Here is an 18,073-nt window from a genome sequence, read left to right as displayed (position 1 = left end):
CTCCTCACTCCGCCGGCTCGGTCTGACCGACCACGGCCATCGGCTTGAATTCGTGCTTGTCCTTGCCGGAGACGCGCTCCGACCACGGGTCGACCTGAGCGTATTTCTGGCTCTCGACGAAGCGGTCGAAATAGGCCTTGCGCTTTTCCGCATTGTCCATGATCTGGGCGCGGACCTTGTCATAGCCGATGCGTTTTGCCCATTTGTAGATGCGTTCCAGATAGCGGCCCTGCTCGCGGTACATCTGGGTGAGCGCCACGATATGCTCCAGCGCCTCGTCCTCGGTCTTGACCATGCCGAGCACCTCCGTGCCGCGAATTTCCAGTCCGGCGGCGCCGGCGAAATGGATTTCGAAGCCACTGTCGACGCAGATCACGCCGATATCCTTGCAGGTCGCCTCCGCGCAGTTGCGCGGACAGCCGGAAACGGCAAGCTTCAGCTTGGCCGGCGTCCACGAGCCCCACATGAATTTCTCGAGCCGGATGCCGAGGCCGGTCGAATCCTGGGTCCCGAACCGGCACCAGTCGCTGCCGACACAGGTCTTCACGGTGCGCAGGCCCTTGGCGTAGGCCTGTCCGGAAACGAAGCCCGCCTTGCCGAGATCGGCCCAGACCGCCGGCAGGTCCTCCTTCTTCACGCCCAGCATATCGATGCGCTGACCGCCGGTGCATTTGACGGTCGGGATAGCGAACTTATCGACGACATCGGCGATCGCGCGCAGTTCCTTCGACGAGGTGACCCCGCCCCACATGCGCGGCACCACCGAATAGGTGCCGTCCTTCTGGATATTGGCGTGGACGCGCTCGTTAATAAAGCGCGACTGATAATCATCGGCATATTCGCCGGGCCAGTCGCAGACGAGATAGTAATTGAGCGCCGGGCGGCATTTGGCGCAGCCGCAGGAGGTCTTCCACTCCAGTTCCTGCATCAAGGCGGGAATGGTCTTCAGCCCCTTGGCGCGGATCAGGAGGCGAACATCGTCATGGCCGAGATCGGTGCAGCCGCAGATGGGCTGCACGGCGGTGGGGTTATAGGCATCGCCCAGCGTCAGCGCCATCAGCTGTTCGACCAGCCCGGTGCAGGTGCCGCACGACGCCGAGGCCTTGGTGTGGGCGCGGACATCATCGAGCGAGGCCAGCCCCTTGTCCTTGATCGCGGTCACGATCTTGCCCTTGCAGATGCCGTTGCAGCCGCAGATTTCCGCGTCATCGGGAAGCGCCGCGACGGCCGCCGCCGGATCGGCCGCAGCGCCGCCCTGATAGGCCTGGCCGTAGATCAGCGTCTCGCGCATTTCCGAGACATCGGTTCCGCGCTTCAGCATATCGAAATACCACGCGCCATCGGCGGTATCGCCATAGAGAACCGCGCCGATCACGCGGTTATCCTGCAGGATCACGCGCTTGTAGACGCCGCGCGTGGCATCGCGCAACACCACCTCCTCGCGGTCCGGCCCCTCGGCGAAATCGCCGGCGGAAAACAGCTTGATGCCGGTGACCTTCAGCTTGGTGTTGACATGCGAGCCCTTGTACTCGGCCGCACCGCCGGCCAGCCGGTCGGCCAGCACGCCTGCACTCTCATAAAGCGGTGCGACGAGACCGTAGCAGACGCCCCGATGTTCCGCGCATTCGCCGAGCGCGAAGATGGCGGGATCGGAGGTCGCCATGCAGTCATCGACAACGATGCCGCGATTGGTCTCAAGCCCCGCATCCTTGGCAAGCCCCGCTGCCGGACGGATGCCGACCGCCATCACCACCGTGTCGGCGGAGATGATGCGGCCATCCTCCAGCTCAACGCCTTCGACTTTTCCGTCTCCGAGAATTTGCTTGGTATTGGCCTTGGTGATGATCTCGATGCCGCGCTCGTCCAGCGCCTTTTCCAGAAGATAGGCGGCGGCCGGATCGAGCTGCCGTTCCATGATCGTATCCATGAGGTGCAGCACGGTGACGCTCATGCCGCGCTGCTTCAGACCGTAGGCCGCCTCAAGGCCCAGAAGCCCGCCGCCGATGACAACCGCATGGCCCTGGCCTTCGGCAATCGTCAGCATGCGATCAACATCGTCGATGTCGCGATAGGCGAGAACGCCGGGCAGATCATGCCCCGGCACGGGGATGATGAAGGGCGAGGAGCCGGTGGCGATCACCAGCCGGTCATAGGAGGCCGCCACGCCGTTTCCCGCCGTGACGGTCTTCGCCTCCCTGTCGATTTTTGCGACCTTGGAGCCACGATGCAAGGTCACGCCATGGGCTTCATACCAGTCATCGCCATGGATGATGATGTCTTCATAGGTCTTTTCGCCCGAGAGCACCGGTGACAGCATGATGCGGTCGTAGTTCACCCGCGGTTCGGCGTTGAAGATGGTGACGTCATAGAGGCCGGGGGCGCGCTCGAACAGCTCTTCGAGCATGCGGCCGGGGGCCATACCGTTTCCGATGATGACGAGTTTCTGGGCCATGATGTCTACTCCGCTGCGACGCGTTTGTTGCAGGTCTGCCGGCTGATGCGCTGGTCGCGCTTCTGCCTGATGGCGGCGAGCTGTTCCTCGGCGGGCGAGGCGCCGCCCTCATAGGCTTCCAGGAATTCCAGCAGTTCCTCCCGATAGGCGTAATAATCCGGGTGGTCGAGCAGCGCTTTTCTGGAGCGCGGGCGCGGCAGGTCGACCTCCATGATGTTGCCGATGCGGGCGTTCGGCCCGTTCGACATCATCACCACCCGGTCGGCCAGGAGAATGGCCTCATCGACATCATGGGTCACGCAGATGGCGGTGACCTTGGTGCGCGACCAGACCTCCATCAGCACCTCCTGAAGCTCCCAGCGAGTCAGGCTGTCGAGCATGCCGAAAGGTTCATCGAGCAGTAAGAGCTTCGGCGACAGCGCGAAGGCGCGGGCAATGCCGACGCGCTGGCGCATGCCGTTCGACATGTCGGCCGCCGGCCGGTGCATGGCATCGCCGAGACCGACACGCTCGAGATAGTATTCGACGACATCGCGACGTTCAGCGGGGCTTGCCTTCGGATAGACCCGGTCAACGCCGAGCGCGACATTCTCCCGCGCCGTCAGCCAAGGCATCAGCGAGGGGGCCTGAAACACCACGGCGCGATCCGGCCCGGCGCCGGAAATCTCGCGGCCATCGAGAATGATGCCCCCGCCATTGATTGGGTTGAGGCCCGCCGCCATCGACAGCACCGTCGATTTTCCGCAGCCGGAATGGCCGATGATGGAAATAAACTCGCCCTTCTTCATCTTCAGGTCGAAGGCGTCGACCACCGTCAGCGGGCCCTTGGGCGTCGGATAGATCTTGGTGACGTTGGAAAACTCGACATAGCCCGTCTCGATCGCCGATCGCGCCTTCTCCCTGTAGACGGCAGGCAGCGGTTTCGAGGTCGACTTGATCGAAATCGGGACGACATTCGGCAGAGCATCGACACGGGTCGTGTCCGGTTTGGCGCCGAGGCCCGCATCCATCAGATATTCGGTGACAGCCGAGCGAAGCCGGATGAAATCCGGATCGGAATTCATCGCCGCACGCTCGCGCGGCCGGGCAATGTTCACATCGAAGGACGGGCCGAAAGTGGCGTTGGGGCCGGGCGTCAGCGGCACGATCCGATCGGCCAGAAGAATGGCCTCGTCGACATCATTGGTAACGAGAATGATCGTCTTCTTCTCTTTTTGCGAGATATCGGCAAGTTCGTCCTGGAGCTTGGCACGGGTCAGCGCATCGAGGGCGGATAGCGGCTCATCGAGCAGCAGCAGTTCCGGCTGCATGGCAAGCGCACGGGCGACGGATACGCGCTGGCGCATGCCGCCGGAAAGTTCAGACGGCTTGCGATCGCGCGCATGGTTGAGGCCAACCATCGCCACATACCAGTCGACGAGCGCGGCCCGTTCCGTGGCCGGACTGTCGCGATGCACGGCGTCGACGGCAAGGCGCACATTCGCCTCCACCGAAAGCCAGGGCATCAACGCATAATTCTGGAATACGATGCCACGCTTCGGCGACGGGCCTTCGACCTTTTCGCCGCGAAACAGGATTTCGCCGCTGTCCGGCTTTTCCAGACCGGCGAGCATCGACATCAGCGTCGTCTTGCCGGCGCCGGAAAAACCGAGGATCGCGATGAATTCGCCTTCGTGCACATCGAGCGAAATATCGGAAAGGACGGCATTGCGCTTGACGCCTTCGCCAAAGCCTTTTTCGACGTTTTTGAGCTGAAGAATGCTGTTCATCATCCCCTCCTTACCGGTTCGCCGAATAGGTGAAGGCGGTCTGCAGCGCGAACATCACCCGGTCGAGGAAGAAGCCGATCAGGCCGATGGTGATCACCGCGACGATGATGCGGGCGAGCGAATCCGACGAACCGTTCTGGAACTCGTCCCAGACGAATTTGCCGAGGCCGGGGTTCTGGGCCAGCATTTCCGCGGCGATCAGCACCATCCAGCCCACACCGAGCGACAACCGCATGCCCGTGAAGATCAGCGGCAGCGAGGACGGCAGCACCAGCTTGCGGATCGTCGTCCAGGTGGAAAGCTGCAGCACCTTGCCGACATTGACCAGATCGCGGTCAATGGAAGCGACACCAAGGGCGGTGTTGATGATCGTCGGCCAGATGGAACAGAGCGTCACCGTGATCGCCGAGATCACCATCGATTTGGGAAGAAGGTCGTTCTGGCTTTCATAAAGCGCCGCCACCACCATGGTCACGATCGGCAGCCAGGCGAGCGGGGAGACCGGCTTGAACAGCTGGATCAGCGGATTGATCGCGCCCTCGAAGGTCTTCGACAACCCGCAGGCTATGCCGACCGGAACGGCGATCACCGTGCCGATGAAGAAACCGAGCGCGACCGTTAGCAGCGAGGTCCAGATCTGGTCCAGATAGGTCGGCTTGCCGGTATAGGGCCGCACCTTCACCCGGTCGCCATAGCCTTCGGCGATCAACATCTGGTTGCGCTCGTCCTGCCGGGCGTAAAATTCCTCGGCCTTCTGGCGTTCGGCAAAATGATCGTCCATCAGCACCTCGGCCTGCTGGAACACCGCCGCCGGGCCCGGGATCGCACCAAGCGAGGTATGGACCTTCGGCGCCAGGAATGCCCAGGCCGCCAGAAAAGCGAGTATGCCAATCAGAGGAACGAACAGCATCTGTTTCAGGTCCGCCCATTGCTCAGACGGGGTATTGCCGGCGGCCAGCTTCAGAAGCGGCACGACGAAGCCGAGACCGAAGGGCGCGAGCACCTTGCCCGCCCGGTTGATCCGGGCGATGCGCCGTTCGCGCCGGGCGGCGATTTCGGGTTCCATCATGTCTGTGGCAATGGTCATAGCGTCTGAGCCTTCCTTGTCCGTGCTGGTGTCAATCGCGCTCAGCGTCCGGCAATCTTGTTGCCGTCGATCACCTCATCGCCCTTGAGCCCGATGGGGAAACTTTCGAGATAGGCGTTCGGATGGCGGCCGTCATAGGTCACGCCGTCGATGAACTCGTTTGTCGCGGGCTTGTAGCCATCGGTGTCGAAGGGGAAGTCGGCCTCCGTGGCATGGCCCTCGTCGATAAGCTGGCGGGCGGCTTCCAGATAGATATCCGGCAGGTAGACGGAACGGGCGACCTCGTCATACCAGCCGTCTTCCTGCGGCTCGGCGATCTGGCCCCAGCGGCGCATCTGCGTCAGGTACCAGACGGCATCGGAATAATAGGGATAGGTCGCATGGTGGCGGAAGAAGACGTTGAAGTCCGCAGCCGGGCGTGTGTCGCCATTCTCATATTCGAACGTGCCGGTCATCGAATTGGCGATCACCTCGGCATCGGCCCCGACATATTCCGGCCGCGACAGTATCTCGACCGCTTCCTCGCGGTTGGCATTGTCGTTCTCGTCCAGCCACATGGCGGCGCGGATCAGCGCCTTGGTCAGCCCCAGCGTCGTCTGCGGATATTTTTCCGTAAATTCCTCGGTCAGGCCGAAAACCTTTTCCGGATTGTTCTTCCAGATATCGTAATCGGTGACCACCGGCACGCCGATGCCCTTGAACACGGCTGCTTGGTTCCAGGGTTCGCCGACGCAATAGCCGTCGATCGTTCCGGCTTCCATCGTCGCCGGCATCTGCGGCGGCGGGGTGACGGACAGCAGCGCATCGGCCTGGATCTGGCCGGAAATATCGCCGGGCGAATAATAGCCGGGGTTGATGCCGCCGGCCGCAAGCCAGTAGCGCAGTTCGTAATTATGGGTCGAGACCGGGAAGACCATGCCCATTTTGAACGGCTTGCCCTCGGCCTTGTATGCCTCGACCACCGGCTTCAGCGCATCGGCCTTGATCGGATGCTCCGGCTTGCCATCCGGGCCGACAGGAATATTTTCCTTCATCCGGTCCCAGACCGCATTCGACACGGTGATCGCATTGCCGTTCAGGTCCATCGAGAACGGCGTGACGATATGCGCCTCGGTGCCATAGCCGATGGTGGCCGCCAGCGGCTGGCCGGCCAGCATGTGGGCACCGTCCAGTTCGCCGGTGATCACCCGGTCGAGCAGCACCTTCCAGTTCGCCTGCGCCTCCAGCGTGACGTAAAGCCCCTCATCCTCGAAGAAATGCATCTCCTTGGCGATCGCCAGCGGCGCCATGTCCGTCAGCTTGATAAAGCCGATGGTCAGTTCGTCCTTTTCCGGAAACAGCATTTCGGCGTGGGCGGCTGTGGCCGCGAAGGTCAGCGAACAGAGCATGGTGGCAGAGCAAAGGAAATGGCGCATGGCATTCTCCTGATGGATGGGGAAGATCGAAAAAACGAAAAAAGCCGCCTAACGGTCATCGGGCCAGTTGTGGCGCGAATGCGTTGGCGGCGTTGCCTGGCACCCTCCATTGGGCGCCGAATTCTTGAGGCTTATGGAAACACACAATGCCGCATCAGACAAGCGGCATCGGCGGATTTTTGCATAAAAAATGTATGAACCGGACAACAGTCTAAAATTTATGCAAATGCACTTGAAAGGCGCACGAAATACGGGCTCAGACGGCCGCCTTCTGCTGTTCGATATAGGCGCCGACCTGATCGGGATCGAAGGTCTGACCGTCGAAAAAGCCGTCGGGACCGAGGATGAGGCCGCCGGCGCTCGCCCCCACCGGCGTCGGCGCCTTGAGTGCGCCCTCGACCTTCAGGCTGGCCCCCGGCAAGGGCGTGTGTAGCGGCTGAAGGGCCCTGCGATAAATATCCGGCCGGTAGCTCATTTTCGCGATCTCGGCGTTTTCTGCCGAGTGATCGCAAAGCCCCCAGCGCACGATCTGGCTGTAGAACCACAGCGCATGGCTCTGCCAGGGGAAGGTCGCGGCCTTTGCGGAAGTGAGAAAGAAATCCTCGACCGTGGCTTCCGCCTTTTCGCTGATCGCGACCGTCCCGGAAAGCAGTGGCTGCAGCACCGCGGCATCGACATTGAGGTGATGCGGTTCGGAGAGGATCGCCGCCAGTTCGCCATGGTTTTCCGGTTCGGCCGCCCATTGCGAGGCCCGGTAGAGGCCGCGCAGCAGCGCCGCCACGGTCTCCTCGTTGGCCTCCACGAAATCGGCCGGCAGCGCCAGCACCTTTTCCGGGCTGGAGCGCCAGATCTTCGCCTTGACCGTGACGATCCGCGCCGCGCCGCGCCGCGCGGCGATCGTGTTCCACGGCTCGCCGGCGCAGTAACCGTCGATCCGCCCGGCTTCCACCGCATCCGGCATGAAGGGCGGCGGCAGCACCACGATCTCGATATCTCGGTCGGGATCGATGCCGTTGGCCGCGAGCCAGTAGCGCAGTTCGAGATTGTGCCCGGAAAACACGTAGACGACCCCGAAGCGCAGCGGCGGCAGGCCCTCAGCCCTTCTGGCCGCAATTACGCGTTTCAGCGCCGCACCCGCTTTGGCCGGATCCAGGTCGCGTTCATCCCCCTCCGCTTCCATCGCCGCGCCAAGGGCCGCCGACACCGTCACCGCATTGCCGCCGAGCCCGAGCGCGATCGGCGCAACCAGCTTCGGCGCCAGCGGAAACAGGCCAAGATTGGCGGCAATCGGCATCGGCGCCAGCACATGGGCGGCCTGCAGGCTACCGACCGCCAGCCGGTCGCGGATCGCGCTCCACGAGGTTTCCCGCGTCAGGCGCACCTTCAGCCCCTCCTCGATGAAAAAGCCCTTCGCCTCCGCCGCCAGAACGATGGCGCTGTCGAGAAGCGGCACAAATCCGATTGAAAGGTCCTGCATCTCTATCTCTCCAGCATCTCGAACGTCATGATCAGGCTTTGCGCCACATCGACAATCTTGCGGTTCTGATCCATCGCCGTGCGCCGCAGCAGCGCATAGGCTTTTTCCTCATCCATGCCGCGCGATTTCATCAAAAGCGCCTTGGCGCGATCGACCACCTTGCGGTTTTCGAGCTGGCTCTTCGCCGCCTCCAGCTCCTGCGCCATGCGCGAAAACGCGTTGAATCGCGAAATCGCCATGTCGAGGATCGGCTTGACCCGCTCCTGCTTCAGCCCGTCGACGACATAGGCCGACACCCCGGCCTCCACCGCGGCATGGATGGTCTCGGCATCGGAGCGGTCGACGAACATCGCGATCGGTTTTTTCACCGTGCGCGACAGCACGAACAGGCTTTCGAGCATGTCTCGATTGGGGTTTTCGATATCGATCACGATCACATCGGGCGACAGGCGCTCGATCGTGCGGGCGACGCCGACCAGTTCCTCCACCACGGTGACATTATGGTGGCCGGCCTTGAGCAGGCCGTCCCTGATAATGGCGGCGCGGATCGCGTTTTCATCGATGACAAGGATCGCGAGATCACTGTTGTTCATGAGGCGGCTTCCGCAAAACGGTCAATAGACATCGCGCATATAACGTTTTTCCCTGATGAGCGTCTTAACGTATCCTTCGGCGGCCGCTTGCGAAAGCCCGCCATGGGTCTCGGCAACCGCCTGGAGCGCAGCATCCACATCCTTCGCCATGCGGCTCGCATCGCCGCAGACATAAAAATGCGCGCCCTCCTCCAACCACTTCCAGATTTCACGCCCGTTTTCCGCCATGCGGTGCTGGACATAGATCTTCTCCGCCTGATCGCGCGAAAAGGCGGTGTCGAAGCGGGTCAGCAACCCACACTTCAGCCAGGCCTCGATCTCGTCGCTGTAGTAATAGCCGCTGTCGCGCGATTGCTCGCCGAAAAACAGCCAGTTCGGCCCGCCCGCGCCCGCCGCCTCCCGGTCCTGCAAAAAGGCGCGAAACGGCGCGATGCCGGTGCCCGGCCCGACCATAATCGCCGGGGTGTCCGGATCGGCGGGCGGGCGGAAATGCGCCTGTTTCTTCACCGAAACGCGCACCGGCTCATCCGCCGCCCTGTCGGCCAGAAACGCCGAGGCGACGCCCTTGCGGCTCTTTCCGTGACGGGCATGGCGCAGCACCGAAACCGTCAGGTGGATTTCGTCCGGGCTCGCCTTCGGGCTGGAGGCGATCGAATAGAGCCGCGGCTGCAGCTTCTTCAGATGATCGCAGAAGTCCTGCCCGGCAACGGGTCTCGGCGCCATGGCGAGAATATCGGCGATCTGCCGGCCCCAGAGCCAGTCATTGAGAGCTTTGCGATCAGCGGCGCCTGTCAGCGCCTTCAGCGTTTCATGTCCGCTGAAATCCGCCCACCATTTGAGGAAATCCGGATGCGGCTGACCGATCTCGAAATGATCGCGCAACGCCTCGCCAATACCGATATCGTGTCCGTTGATGCCGGAAATCGGCGTTTCCGCCGGCAGTTGCAGAGAGCTCAGGATTTCATCGACAAGCTCGGGACAGTTGCGCGGCATGATTGAAAGCGCATCGCCCGCCTCGTAATCCGCCGTGCCATCGACCCGGAACCCGAACTGGCGCACCTCCTTGGCGCTGCCGGAACCGCTCAGCAGCCGGTTGACGCTGAGCCTGGCCGCAACGGTTTGCGGCGGTTTGCGCGCATTGGATCGGGCGGCGATTTCAGCCGAAGCCGCCGCGCCATTCGAACGCCCGGAAAGAGCGGCCATCGCCGCCGCAACCGCGTCCTCTTCCTCGCCCGCATCCAGCGTGCGGCAGGCCGCCAGACGCGCCGCGCCGAGCGCCTCAAGCCGGGCATCCAGTTTCCGGCCGAAGCCGCAGAACTGATCATAGGCACTGTCGCCCATCGCCACCACGGCATAGCGCAAACCCTCCGGGCGGGGCGCGTCATCGCGCAAAAGCGCCGCCCAGAAATCGGCCGCATGGTCGGGCGGATCGCCATCGCCGAAGGTGCTGACGATGAAAAGTACTGGCTCCTTTGTCGCAAGGTCATCCGGGGAAACCGCGTCGAGCGGACGCAATACCGCGCGGTGACCCTCCTCGTCCAACGCGTCGCAAAGATCGGCGGCCGCCATTTCCGCAGTCCCCGTCTGCGAGGCGAAGAACACCGCGACACCGGGTCTTGGCGGGGCCGTGTCCGGCTGCGCGTCCTTGCCTTCCGCCAACACCGGCACGGCCTCGACCTTGCCGCGCGCAACCACCGGCGCATCCGGCTCTGCCGCCGCCAGGCGGGCGAGCGCAACCGCCGTCACCTTGAACTCCGGCTGTAGCGATATCTGATCGACGGCATCACCGGTCACCGCATTGACCGCCAGATCATCGCCGAACACATCGTTCCAGTGAAATGGCGCAAACAACGCGCCCGGCGAGACCCTGTCGGTGATGATAGCGGGCAGCACCGCCCTGCCGTGACGCGAGGAAACCGAAACCCGGTCACCCTCGCCAATCGCAAGCGCCGCCGCATCGGCCGGGTTGATCTCGACGAATGGCGCGGCATTGAGCTTGTTCAGCCGGGCGACCTTGCCGGTCTTGGTCATCGTGTGCCACTGATGCTGCAGTCGGCCGGTATTGAGAATGAACGGGTAATCGCCATCCGGCATTTCGCGCGGACCGGCATGCGGCCGCGGCCAGAACCTCGCCCGGCCGCTTTCGGTGGCGAATTTCAGTCCTCTATCAGGGGCGCGGTAGCGGATCGGGTTGCGGGTGTCTTGACCAGTCTTAGATGCCGGCCACTGGATGCTGCCTCCGCGCAGACGTTCATGCGTGACGCCGGAAATATCGTAGCCGGTCGCGGGATTGGAAAACTGCCGGATTTCTTCGAAAACCTCTTCGGCACTCTCATAGCTGAAGGCCGCCTCATAACCCATGGCGCAGGCGACTTTCGCGATGATCTGCCAGTCCGGCAGGGCCTCGCCCGGCGCCTTCGCGGCGGCCGCCGTCAGCGCCATGTTGCGCTCGGAGTTGACCATAACGCCATCGGCCTCGAAAGACACCGCCGCCGGCAGAAGCACATCGGCATAGGGCGTGGTTTCGGTTTCGGCATAGGCATCCTGCACCGCGACGAATTCGGCGCTCTCAAGCGCCGTCGTCACCGTCTTGCGGTTGGCGACGCTCGCCACCGGATTGGTGCAGATGATCCAGGCGGCCCTGATTTCTCCCGCCGCCATCGCCTCGAACATGGCGATGGTGCCGGTCCCTTCCTCGGCGCGGATCGCGCCGGGTTGCAGCCCCCATTGATCTTCGCAAAAGCGCCGGTCACCCTCCACCAGCGCCGAACGCTGCCCCGGCAGGCCCGGCCCCATATAGCCCATCTCGCGTCCGCCCATGGCATTCGGCTGGCCGGTCAGCGAGAAGGGACCACTGCCGGGGCGACAGATCTTGCCCGTCGCCAGATGGAGGTTGCAGATGGCATTGGTGTTGAATGTGCCCTGCACCGACTGATTGAGCCCCATGGTCCAGAACGTCATGAACTCGCCCGCGGCGAGCACCATGTCGGCAGTCGCCCTGATGTCCTCGACCTTGAGGCCGGTGATCGCCGCAACCCGCTCCGGCGGATAGTCGGCGAGGAATGCGGGCATATCGGCCCAGCCCTCGGCATAGGCATCGATAAAGGCCCGATCGACGCCGCCCGCTTCGACAATCAGATGCAGAAGCCCGTTCAGCAGCGCAAGGTCGGCCCCGGGTTTCGGGGCAAGATGCAGATCGGCTTTCTCGGCGGTCGCCGTGCGGCGCGGATCGACGACGATCAGCTTCGCGCCTTCTCTCACCCGGTCCATCATCCGCAGGAACAGGATCGGATGGCAATCGGCCATGTTCGAGCCGATCACCAGAAACAGATCGGCGCTCTCGATGTCGTCATAGGATCCCGGCGGCGCATCCGCGCCCAGGGATAGCTTGTAGCCAGACCCGGCGCTGGCCATGCACAGCCTGGAATTGGATTCGATATGGCGGGTGCGCAAGAAACCCTTGGCGAGCTTGTTAGCGAGATATTGCGCCTCCATCGACATCTGGCCGGAGACATAGAGCGCAACTGCGTCTGGCCCGTGGCGGTCGGCAATGGCGCGCAAGCGCTTCGCAGTCTCGGAGATCGCGGTCTCGACAGACGCGGTTGCGGGCACAACATCCGCCTCCCGCCGGACCAGCGCGGTTTCGAGACGGCCCGGCGCAGAGATCGCCTCATGCGCGGTCTTGCCTTTGGTGCAGAGCCGCCCGCGATTGGCCGGATGGTCCCTGTCGCCGGAAAGCCTGACGATCCGCTCGTCATCGACATCAAGCACCACGCCACAGCCGACGCCGCAATAGGGACAGACGCTTTTGACACGCTCTACGCCCATCGCCGTCCCCCGCCTCGAGAAGGGCTGACGATTGACGGAAACGGGAGATGACGCGCAGAATGGATCACATGCCGGCGTGGCATCGGCTTTCCTCGCTGTCTAAAATGAAAACAAAAAAGCCGCGGCATCATTCGAAGCGCTCCCTTGAAGGAAACGGTTCTCAGATCCGCAGCTTTGCGATGGAATGCCCGCCATTGGACATTGATATGTTCAACGATAGTCCTACACGCGGCGACTTTCAAGCCCGACCGCTGATTTGCAGTTGCGGGGCATCACAAGGGAGGAAGACAGCAGGATGCCGGTAAAGATCAAACGGGTCTATGACGAACCCGAAAACGCGGACGGCCTGCGCGTTCTCGTCGACCGGCTCTGGCCGCGCGGCCTTGCGAAGGGCAAGGCCCGCGTTGACCTCTGGGCCAAGGAGGTCGCGCCCTCAGGCGAATTGCGCAACTGGTTCGCGCACAGAAAAGACCGGTGGGAGGATTTTCAAAGGCAATATCGCGCGGAGCTTGCGGACAATGCCGCGCTTGATGAAATCTGCGCAAAAAGCGGGAAAGACACCGTAACTTTGCTCTATGCCGCCCGCGACGAATGCATCAACCACGCGTGGGTGCTTGCGGCCGTCATCGCGGAAAGGAGCGGCCGCCACGCCGAGACGGATCAGCCGGACGAAGGCGCGGTGGAGGTGTCGTCCCCACCCTGCTTTCTGCACGAGTTGGACCCGGCCTGGCTGGGAACGGAAAGCCGCGACGACAGCGGCAAGCCGGCAGATCCCGAAGCCGACGAACAGCCCTCTCACAAGAAAACCGGCCGCCCGGAATAGCGCTCAGAGCGAACGTCCGCCGGAGGTGACGATGTTGAACTCGTCGTCCTCGATCATGCCATCCTCGCGCACGGACAGCCGCCAGCGGCGGTTGCCGATGCGGAAGGAGAGGCGCCAGCGCCCCGCATCCTCGCCGTCGCCGCGCTCCACCGACGACCGCACCTGCCCGCGCGCGGTCATGGCGCGCAGATCACCGACGCCGAGGCCGAAGCGGCGCGCGAGCCGCTCCGCGCCGATTTCGAACTGGCCGTTCGCATTGCGTTCGATGAAGGTCCCGATTTCCTGAGCGCTCATGGTTTCGCACCGTTTGCCGGGCGGGCAAGGTCGGCATACCCGATCGGGCACAGGCCGGTCGTATCTTCGCCGCGATGAAAGCCGATCGCCAGACGGAAGGAATGGGCGATGCGCATGGCCCTGTCGAGAAACAGCGAAGCCACTTTTTCCGGGCAGAGCGCATCCACGGTTTCGGCAAAGAGCTGCAGCCATCGGCGGAAATGCCGCTCCTCAATTTCAGGGATCGCCAGATGCGGCGGCAGCGGGCGGCCTTGATAGCGCGCGGTGCGCAACAGCGTCGCCGACCAGAAATCGCACATGCGCTGAAGATGGCGCGGCCAGTCATCGGCGGCGATCCGGCTGTTGAAGACCGGCCCGAGCAGCGGGTCCTTACGGATCCGGTCATAAAAGCCGTGCACCACATCGCGGATCATCGCCTCGTCCAGAACCTCGGGAAGCGGCTTGCCGTCGATGATCACCGTGCGCTCCGGCGCGCGACGTCCTCTCATAATCTGAAACTCCTTCTTGCAAACCACGACCGACCTCAGCCCGGCGGCCGGTGGGCCTTGATCCGCGCCGGATCGGTCTCGATCCGGCCGGCGCCGATCAGGTCGAGACAATAGGGGACCGCCGGGAAAACCGCATCAAGGCAAAGCCTTATCGAGGCCGGGCGGCCCGGCAGGTTGACGATCAGGCTCTTCCCGCGCACCCCGGCCGTCTGGCGCGAGAGGATGGCGGTCGGCGCCTGCTCAAGGCTGACGCGCCGCATGAGTTCACCAAAGCCCGGCAGCTCTTTCTGCATCACCGCCTGCATCGCCTCCGGTGTTTGGTCGCGCGGCGCCGGTCCCGTGCCGCCGGTGGTCAGGATCAGGTCGGCGCGAACAGTGTCGCAGAGCTCCGTCAACGTATCCCGCACAGAGGCCACCCCGTCCGGGATGATGACGCGGTTTAGAGCGTAAGGCGACGTGACGGTCTCCGCCAGCCAGGTTTCGATCATGGCCCCGCTTTGATCTTCATATTCGCCGCGGCTGGCGCGATCGGAAATGGTCAGTGCAACGATCAGCATCTTATCCTCCTAGCACGGACATCGTCCGGCCGATGCCCTCGACACGGTCGTTTGTAATGGAAAACGCATGCCCCTCGGGCTTCATCGCCACCGCTTGCGAGATCAGCGCGTCGACCGGCGTGTCGTCCTCGCTCGCCCGCAGGGTCTCCCTGAGACCGACCCGGCCTTCATCGCCCATGCAGGTGTAGAGGTCACCGGTGGCGCTGACGCGCAGGCGGTTGCAGGATGCGCAAAAATCGCAGGAAAGCGGCGTGATGAACCCTAGCAGGCCACCCGTTTCCGCGACCCGCACATAACGCGCCGGCCCGCCGCTTTTCAAGGCAAGCGGCTGAAGTGTCCATCGCTTCGAAAGTGTGTCTCGAAGCTGCGAAAGCGACAGAAAACTCTCCCGGCGGTCATGTCGCCCCTCGCCAAGCGGCATTTCCTCGATCAGGGTCAGGTCCATGTCCCGCTCATGGGCAAAGCGGATCAGGTCGTCCACCTCCTGCTCGAAGGCGCCGCGCATGGCGACTGCGTTGATCTTGACCCTGAGGCCCGCCGCCTGCGCCGCCGCGATGCCGGCGAAGACCTGCTCGATCCGGCCCCAGCGGGTGATCGCCTGATAGCGCTCGGGATCGAGCGTGTCGAGCGAGACGTTGACCCGGCGCACGCCATGGGCGAACAGCGCCTCCGCGTAGCGATCCAGCAGCGTGCCATTGGTCGTCAGCGTCAACTCGTCGAGTTCCCCCGTTTCAAGATGGGCGCCGAGCATGGCAAACAGCGCCATGATGTTCTTGCGCACCAGCGGCTCACCGCCGGTGATCCTGATCTTGCGCACCCCGCGCGCCATGAAGATGCGGGCAAGCCGATAGAGCTCCTCAAGGTCGAGGACCTCGCGGCGCGGCAGGAAGGTCATGTTCTCGGACATGCAATAGGTGCAACGCAAGTCGCAACGGTCCGTGACCGACAGCCTGAGATAGGTTGCAGTCCGACCGAACCTGTCGACAAGCGGGCGCGGCGCGGCCTCTCTTATCGTGCGTTCATGCCGCATCGCGCACCCGCCTTGCCTCGCCAATGGCCTTGCAACTCCACGTCAGGACAGCCTCGGCATCCGCCGGCAGAGGCTCGGACAACCCGCCTGCAAATGCCTGCCAGCCATCGAGATAGGGTTGCTTCACCGATGTCAGGATCGGCACGCCTGCCAAAAAGGCGGTCTCGAAAACCGAACGCAGACCGCCGCCCTGCTCTTCCCCCTTGCCGAAACGGTTCAGAATGAGGAGGTCCGGGCGGGCTCCGATGCGCGCTTCGGCGAAAATGGCAGCCTCGGACAACGCATTGAAATCCAGCCTGCAGCCGCGCGCATGAGCGCCGAGCGCCTGCATGATCTGCCAGCGTTTGCCGGTGGCAATGTCCTCAAGATCGACCGCGCCGCAGCACTGGCCCTCATCCTTTTCGGCATGCTGGATAAAGCCTTCCACGCGATGGCCCATTGCAGTCAAACGCCGCGCAACCGCTTCGAGAACGCGGTCGGCCGCGTCATCCTGCATGAAGGGAATATAGGCGAGCGACGTGCTTTCACCCATCACAGTTTCAGCATTCGCCATTTCCAGCCCCCTTTGCCCTTACTGCACCAGCGGTCCGTCCGCGCCGGTCATCTCGATACCCACGATGGCCGCGTCCGCCACCAGAACGGCAATGAACTGCTGAACGGCCTTCGACCATGACGCGGCCTCGAGCCAGGCGGCGATGCGCGGTTTGACCGCTTCGAACGGCAATTGCTCGCCATCGATGCGCCGATCCATGCGGATGATATGAAAGCCATAGCGGGTTTCAACCGGTGACCCTGTTACCTCGCCTTCCGGCAGCCGCATCAGCACCGCCTCGAATTCCGGCACGGTGCTGCCCGGCGAAAGCTGGCCGAGATTGCCGCCCTGCTGCGCCGAAGGACAGGCGGAACGCAAGCGCGCCAGTTCGCCGAAGCCAATGGCACCAGCCGCAAGATCAGCGATCATCTGTTCGGCCTCGGCGCGCGCCTGCCGACGCGCCGCCTCGTCGGCCGGGTTTGCGGCAAGCAGGACATGGCTTGCCTCGAAGATCGGTTCCGAACGGAAACGCTCCCGGTTGTTATCGTAGAACCGGCGGCATTCGGCGTCGCCGGCAGAAGGCGCATCGACCGCCATCTCGATCAGCGCCCGGATTTTCGCATCCTCGGCGGTTTCGGTCCTTCCGTCGGCGGTCGTCTCCGGCGCACCGGCGACCTGTTCCTCTGCGGCCTTCTGCAGCAGCAGCTCACGGATGACGAGCGCTTCAGCCGCCGCCCGCAGCGCCGCGCCGGGATTATCGGCCGGGTGGTTCTGCGCCTCGGCGAGGATGGCACTTTCGGCAATTGCCACCCCGTTGACGGAAATCTCGGAAAACACCGGTCGCGCCTTCGGCGGGATTTTCGTGTCGACTGCCTGATAGCCGCTGCCGGGCTCGGGTCCGGCGCCGGACGTCTTTGGCTGTGATGGTGTGAAGAGATTGACCATTGCCCGTTACTCCGCAGGTTTGCCGTTGATGCGCGATCCGTCGCCCTTCTGCCGGGCGACCTGATAGCCGGGCCGCCAGATGTAGCGCACCGGAACGCTCAGCATGTGCACCAGCCGGGTGAAAGGGAAGACGAGCAGGATGGTCAGGCCCAGGAAAATATGCGCCTTGAAGATCCAGGCGGCATCGGCGACGTAGGACGAGGCAGCGAAATTGAAGGTGAAGATACCCTGCGCCCAGCTCATGAATTTCACCATTTCATGGCCATCCAGATGATGCAACGACACGGGGATCGTGCAAAGGCCGAGCAGAAGCTGCAGCCAGAGCAGAATGATGATCATCGTGTCGCTGAAGGTCGAGGCTGCGCGCACCCGCGCATCGAACAGGCGGCGATGAACCAGCAGGCTCGCACCGACGATACCGAAAACCCCGGCAATGCCGCCGGCGACGACGGCCAGCAACTGCTTGGCGCCATGACTAACGCCAAGAGTGTCGAAGACCCAGATCGGCGTCAACAGGCCGACGACGTGGCCGGCGAAAATGAACAGAACGCCGACGTGAAAGAGCACGGAGCCCCAGATGAGTTGTTTGCGCCGCAGCAACTGGCTGGAGCCCGACCGCCACGAATAGGGCTCCCGATCATAGCGAATGACGGAACCGAGGATCAGCACCGTGAGTGCGATATAGGGATAGATGCCGAAAACGAGGGTGTTGAGATAGGCTGACATGGTCTGTCTCCTAGTTCGAAACGGAGCCGGCGATATCGCCGGGTTGGCGGTCTGCCG

At 63.2% G+C, this 18,073-nt stretch carries 15 protein-coding genes; 1 reads left to right on the top strand and 14 read right to left on the bottom strand.

The window, feature by feature from the left end:
• Positions 1–4 precede the first annotated feature (4 nt).
• From nirB to GGR30_RS17285, 7 genes are all read right to left on the bottom strand, one after another.
• Positions 5–2,452: a nitrite reductase large subunit NirB gene (nirB, locus tag GGR30_RS17315; RefSeq protein ID WP_183488739.1), complete on the bottom strand. Its 2,448-nt coding sequence runs from the start codon at positions 2,450–2,452 to the stop codon at positions 5–7.
• A 5-nt stretch (positions 2,453–2,457) separates the two neighbouring features.
• Positions 2,458–4,224 (bottom strand): ABC transporter ATP-binding protein, encoded by a 1,767-nt coding sequence (locus tag GGR30_RS17310; protein ID WP_183488736.1) that lies wholly within the window; start codon positions 4,222–4,224, stop codon positions 2,458–2,460.
• A gap of 7 nt (positions 4,225–4,231) precedes the next feature.
• Positions 4,232–5,308 (bottom strand): ABC transporter permease, encoded by a 1,077-nt coding sequence (locus GGR30_RS17305; RefSeq protein ID WP_183488718.1) that lies wholly within the window; start codon positions 5,306–5,308, stop codon positions 4,232–4,234.
• A gap of 41 nt (positions 5,309–5,349) precedes the next feature.
• Positions 5,350–6,723 carry a CmpA/NrtA family ABC transporter substrate-binding protein gene (locus tag GGR30_RS17300; RefSeq protein WP_183488715.1) on the bottom strand — a complete coding sequence of 458 codons (1,374 nt, stop codon included), beginning with the start codon at positions 6,721–6,723 and terminating at the stop codon, positions 5,350–5,352.
• A 256-nt stretch (positions 6,724–6,979) separates the two neighbouring features.
• Entirely contained in the window at positions 6,980–8,200 is a 1,221-nt protein-coding gene (locus GGR30_RS17295) for a CmpA/NrtA family ABC transporter substrate-binding protein (protein ID WP_183488713.1), read from the bottom strand.
• 2 nt (positions 8,201–8,202) lie between these two features.
• The gene (locus GGR30_RS17290) at positions 8,203–8,793 is read right to left on the bottom strand and encodes an ANTAR domain-containing response regulator (RefSeq protein WP_138749716.1); all 591 of its coding nucleotides are present in this window, start codon (positions 8,791–8,793) and stop codon (positions 8,203–8,205) included.
• A gap of 21 nt (positions 8,794–8,814) precedes the next feature.
• On the bottom strand, positions 8,815–12,621 hold the full coding sequence (locus GGR30_RS17285; protein WP_183488710.1) for a bifunctional nitrate reductase/sulfite reductase flavoprotein subunit alpha: 3,807 nt from the start codon (positions 12,619–12,621) through the stop codon (positions 8,815–8,817).
• A gap of 295 nt (positions 12,622–12,916) precedes the next feature.
• Between GGR30_RS17285 and GGR30_RS23700 the strand changes: the two genes are divergently transcribed.
• The gene (locus tag GGR30_RS23700; RefSeq protein WP_183488708.1) at positions 12,917–13,444 is read left to right on the top strand and encodes a DUF488 family protein, N3 subclade; all 528 of its coding nucleotides are present in this window, start codon (positions 12,917–12,919) and stop codon (positions 13,442–13,444) included.
• Between the two features lie 3 nt (positions 13,445–13,447).
• On the opposite strand, the gene GGR30_RS17275 is transcribed toward GGR30_RS23700, so the two are convergent.
• Genes GGR30_RS17275 through narI form a run of 7 tightly spaced genes read right to left on the bottom strand, consistent with a single transcriptional unit; the run spans position 13,448 to position 18,016 of the window.
• Complete coding sequence (locus GGR30_RS17275) at positions 13,448–13,738, bottom strand: DUF6522 family protein (protein WP_183488706.1); 291 nt, start codon at positions 13,736–13,738, stop codon at positions 13,448–13,450.
• Positions 13,735–14,226: a group III truncated hemoglobin gene (locus GGR30_RS17270; protein ID WP_183488704.1), complete on the bottom strand. Its 492-nt coding sequence runs from the start codon at positions 14,224–14,226 to the stop codon at positions 13,735–13,737. Before GGR30_RS17270 ends, GGR30_RS17275 begins: the two co-directional genes overlap by 4 nt.
• Before the next feature lie 35 nt (positions 14,227–14,261).
• The gene (mog, locus tag GGR30_RS17265; RefSeq protein WP_183488702.1) at positions 14,262–14,783 is read right to left on the bottom strand and encodes a molybdopterin adenylyltransferase; all 522 of its coding nucleotides are present in this window, start codon (positions 14,781–14,783) and stop codon (positions 14,262–14,264) included.
• Position 14,784: 1 nt separating this feature from the next.
• Positions 14,785–15,813 (bottom strand): GTP 3',8-cyclase MoaA, encoded by a 1,029-nt coding sequence (gene moaA / locus GGR30_RS17260; RefSeq protein ID WP_183488700.1) that lies wholly within the window; start codon positions 15,811–15,813, stop codon positions 14,785–14,787.
• Entirely contained in the window at positions 15,803–16,366 is a 564-nt protein-coding gene (locus GGR30_RS17255; RefSeq protein ID WP_183488698.1) for a DUF2478 domain-containing protein, read from the bottom strand. The genes moaA and GGR30_RS17255 overlap by 11 nt, the downstream gene beginning before the upstream one ends.
• An 18-nt stretch (positions 16,367–16,384) precedes the next feature.
• Positions 16,385–17,290: a peptidylprolyl isomerase gene (locus GGR30_RS17250; protein ID WP_183488696.1), complete on the bottom strand. Its 906-nt coding sequence runs from the start codon at positions 17,288–17,290 to the stop codon at positions 16,385–16,387.
• A 6-nt stretch (positions 17,291–17,296) separates the two neighbouring features.
• On the bottom strand, positions 17,297–18,016 hold the full coding sequence (gene narI, locus GGR30_RS17245; protein ID WP_183488694.1) for a respiratory nitrate reductase subunit gamma: 720 nt from the start codon (positions 18,014–18,016) through the stop codon (positions 17,297–17,299).
• Positions 18,017–18,073: the final 57 nt, after the last annotated feature.

Origin of the sequence: Martelella radicis (genome assembly GCF_014196625.1) — a bacterium.
GTDB classification, from domain to species: Bacteria; Pseudomonadota; Alphaproteobacteria; order Rhizobiales; family Rhizobiaceae; genus Martelella; species Martelella radicis.
The sequence above is the reverse complement of the archived record's forward strand: the minus strand, read 5'-3'. Positions and strand labels throughout refer to the sequence as shown.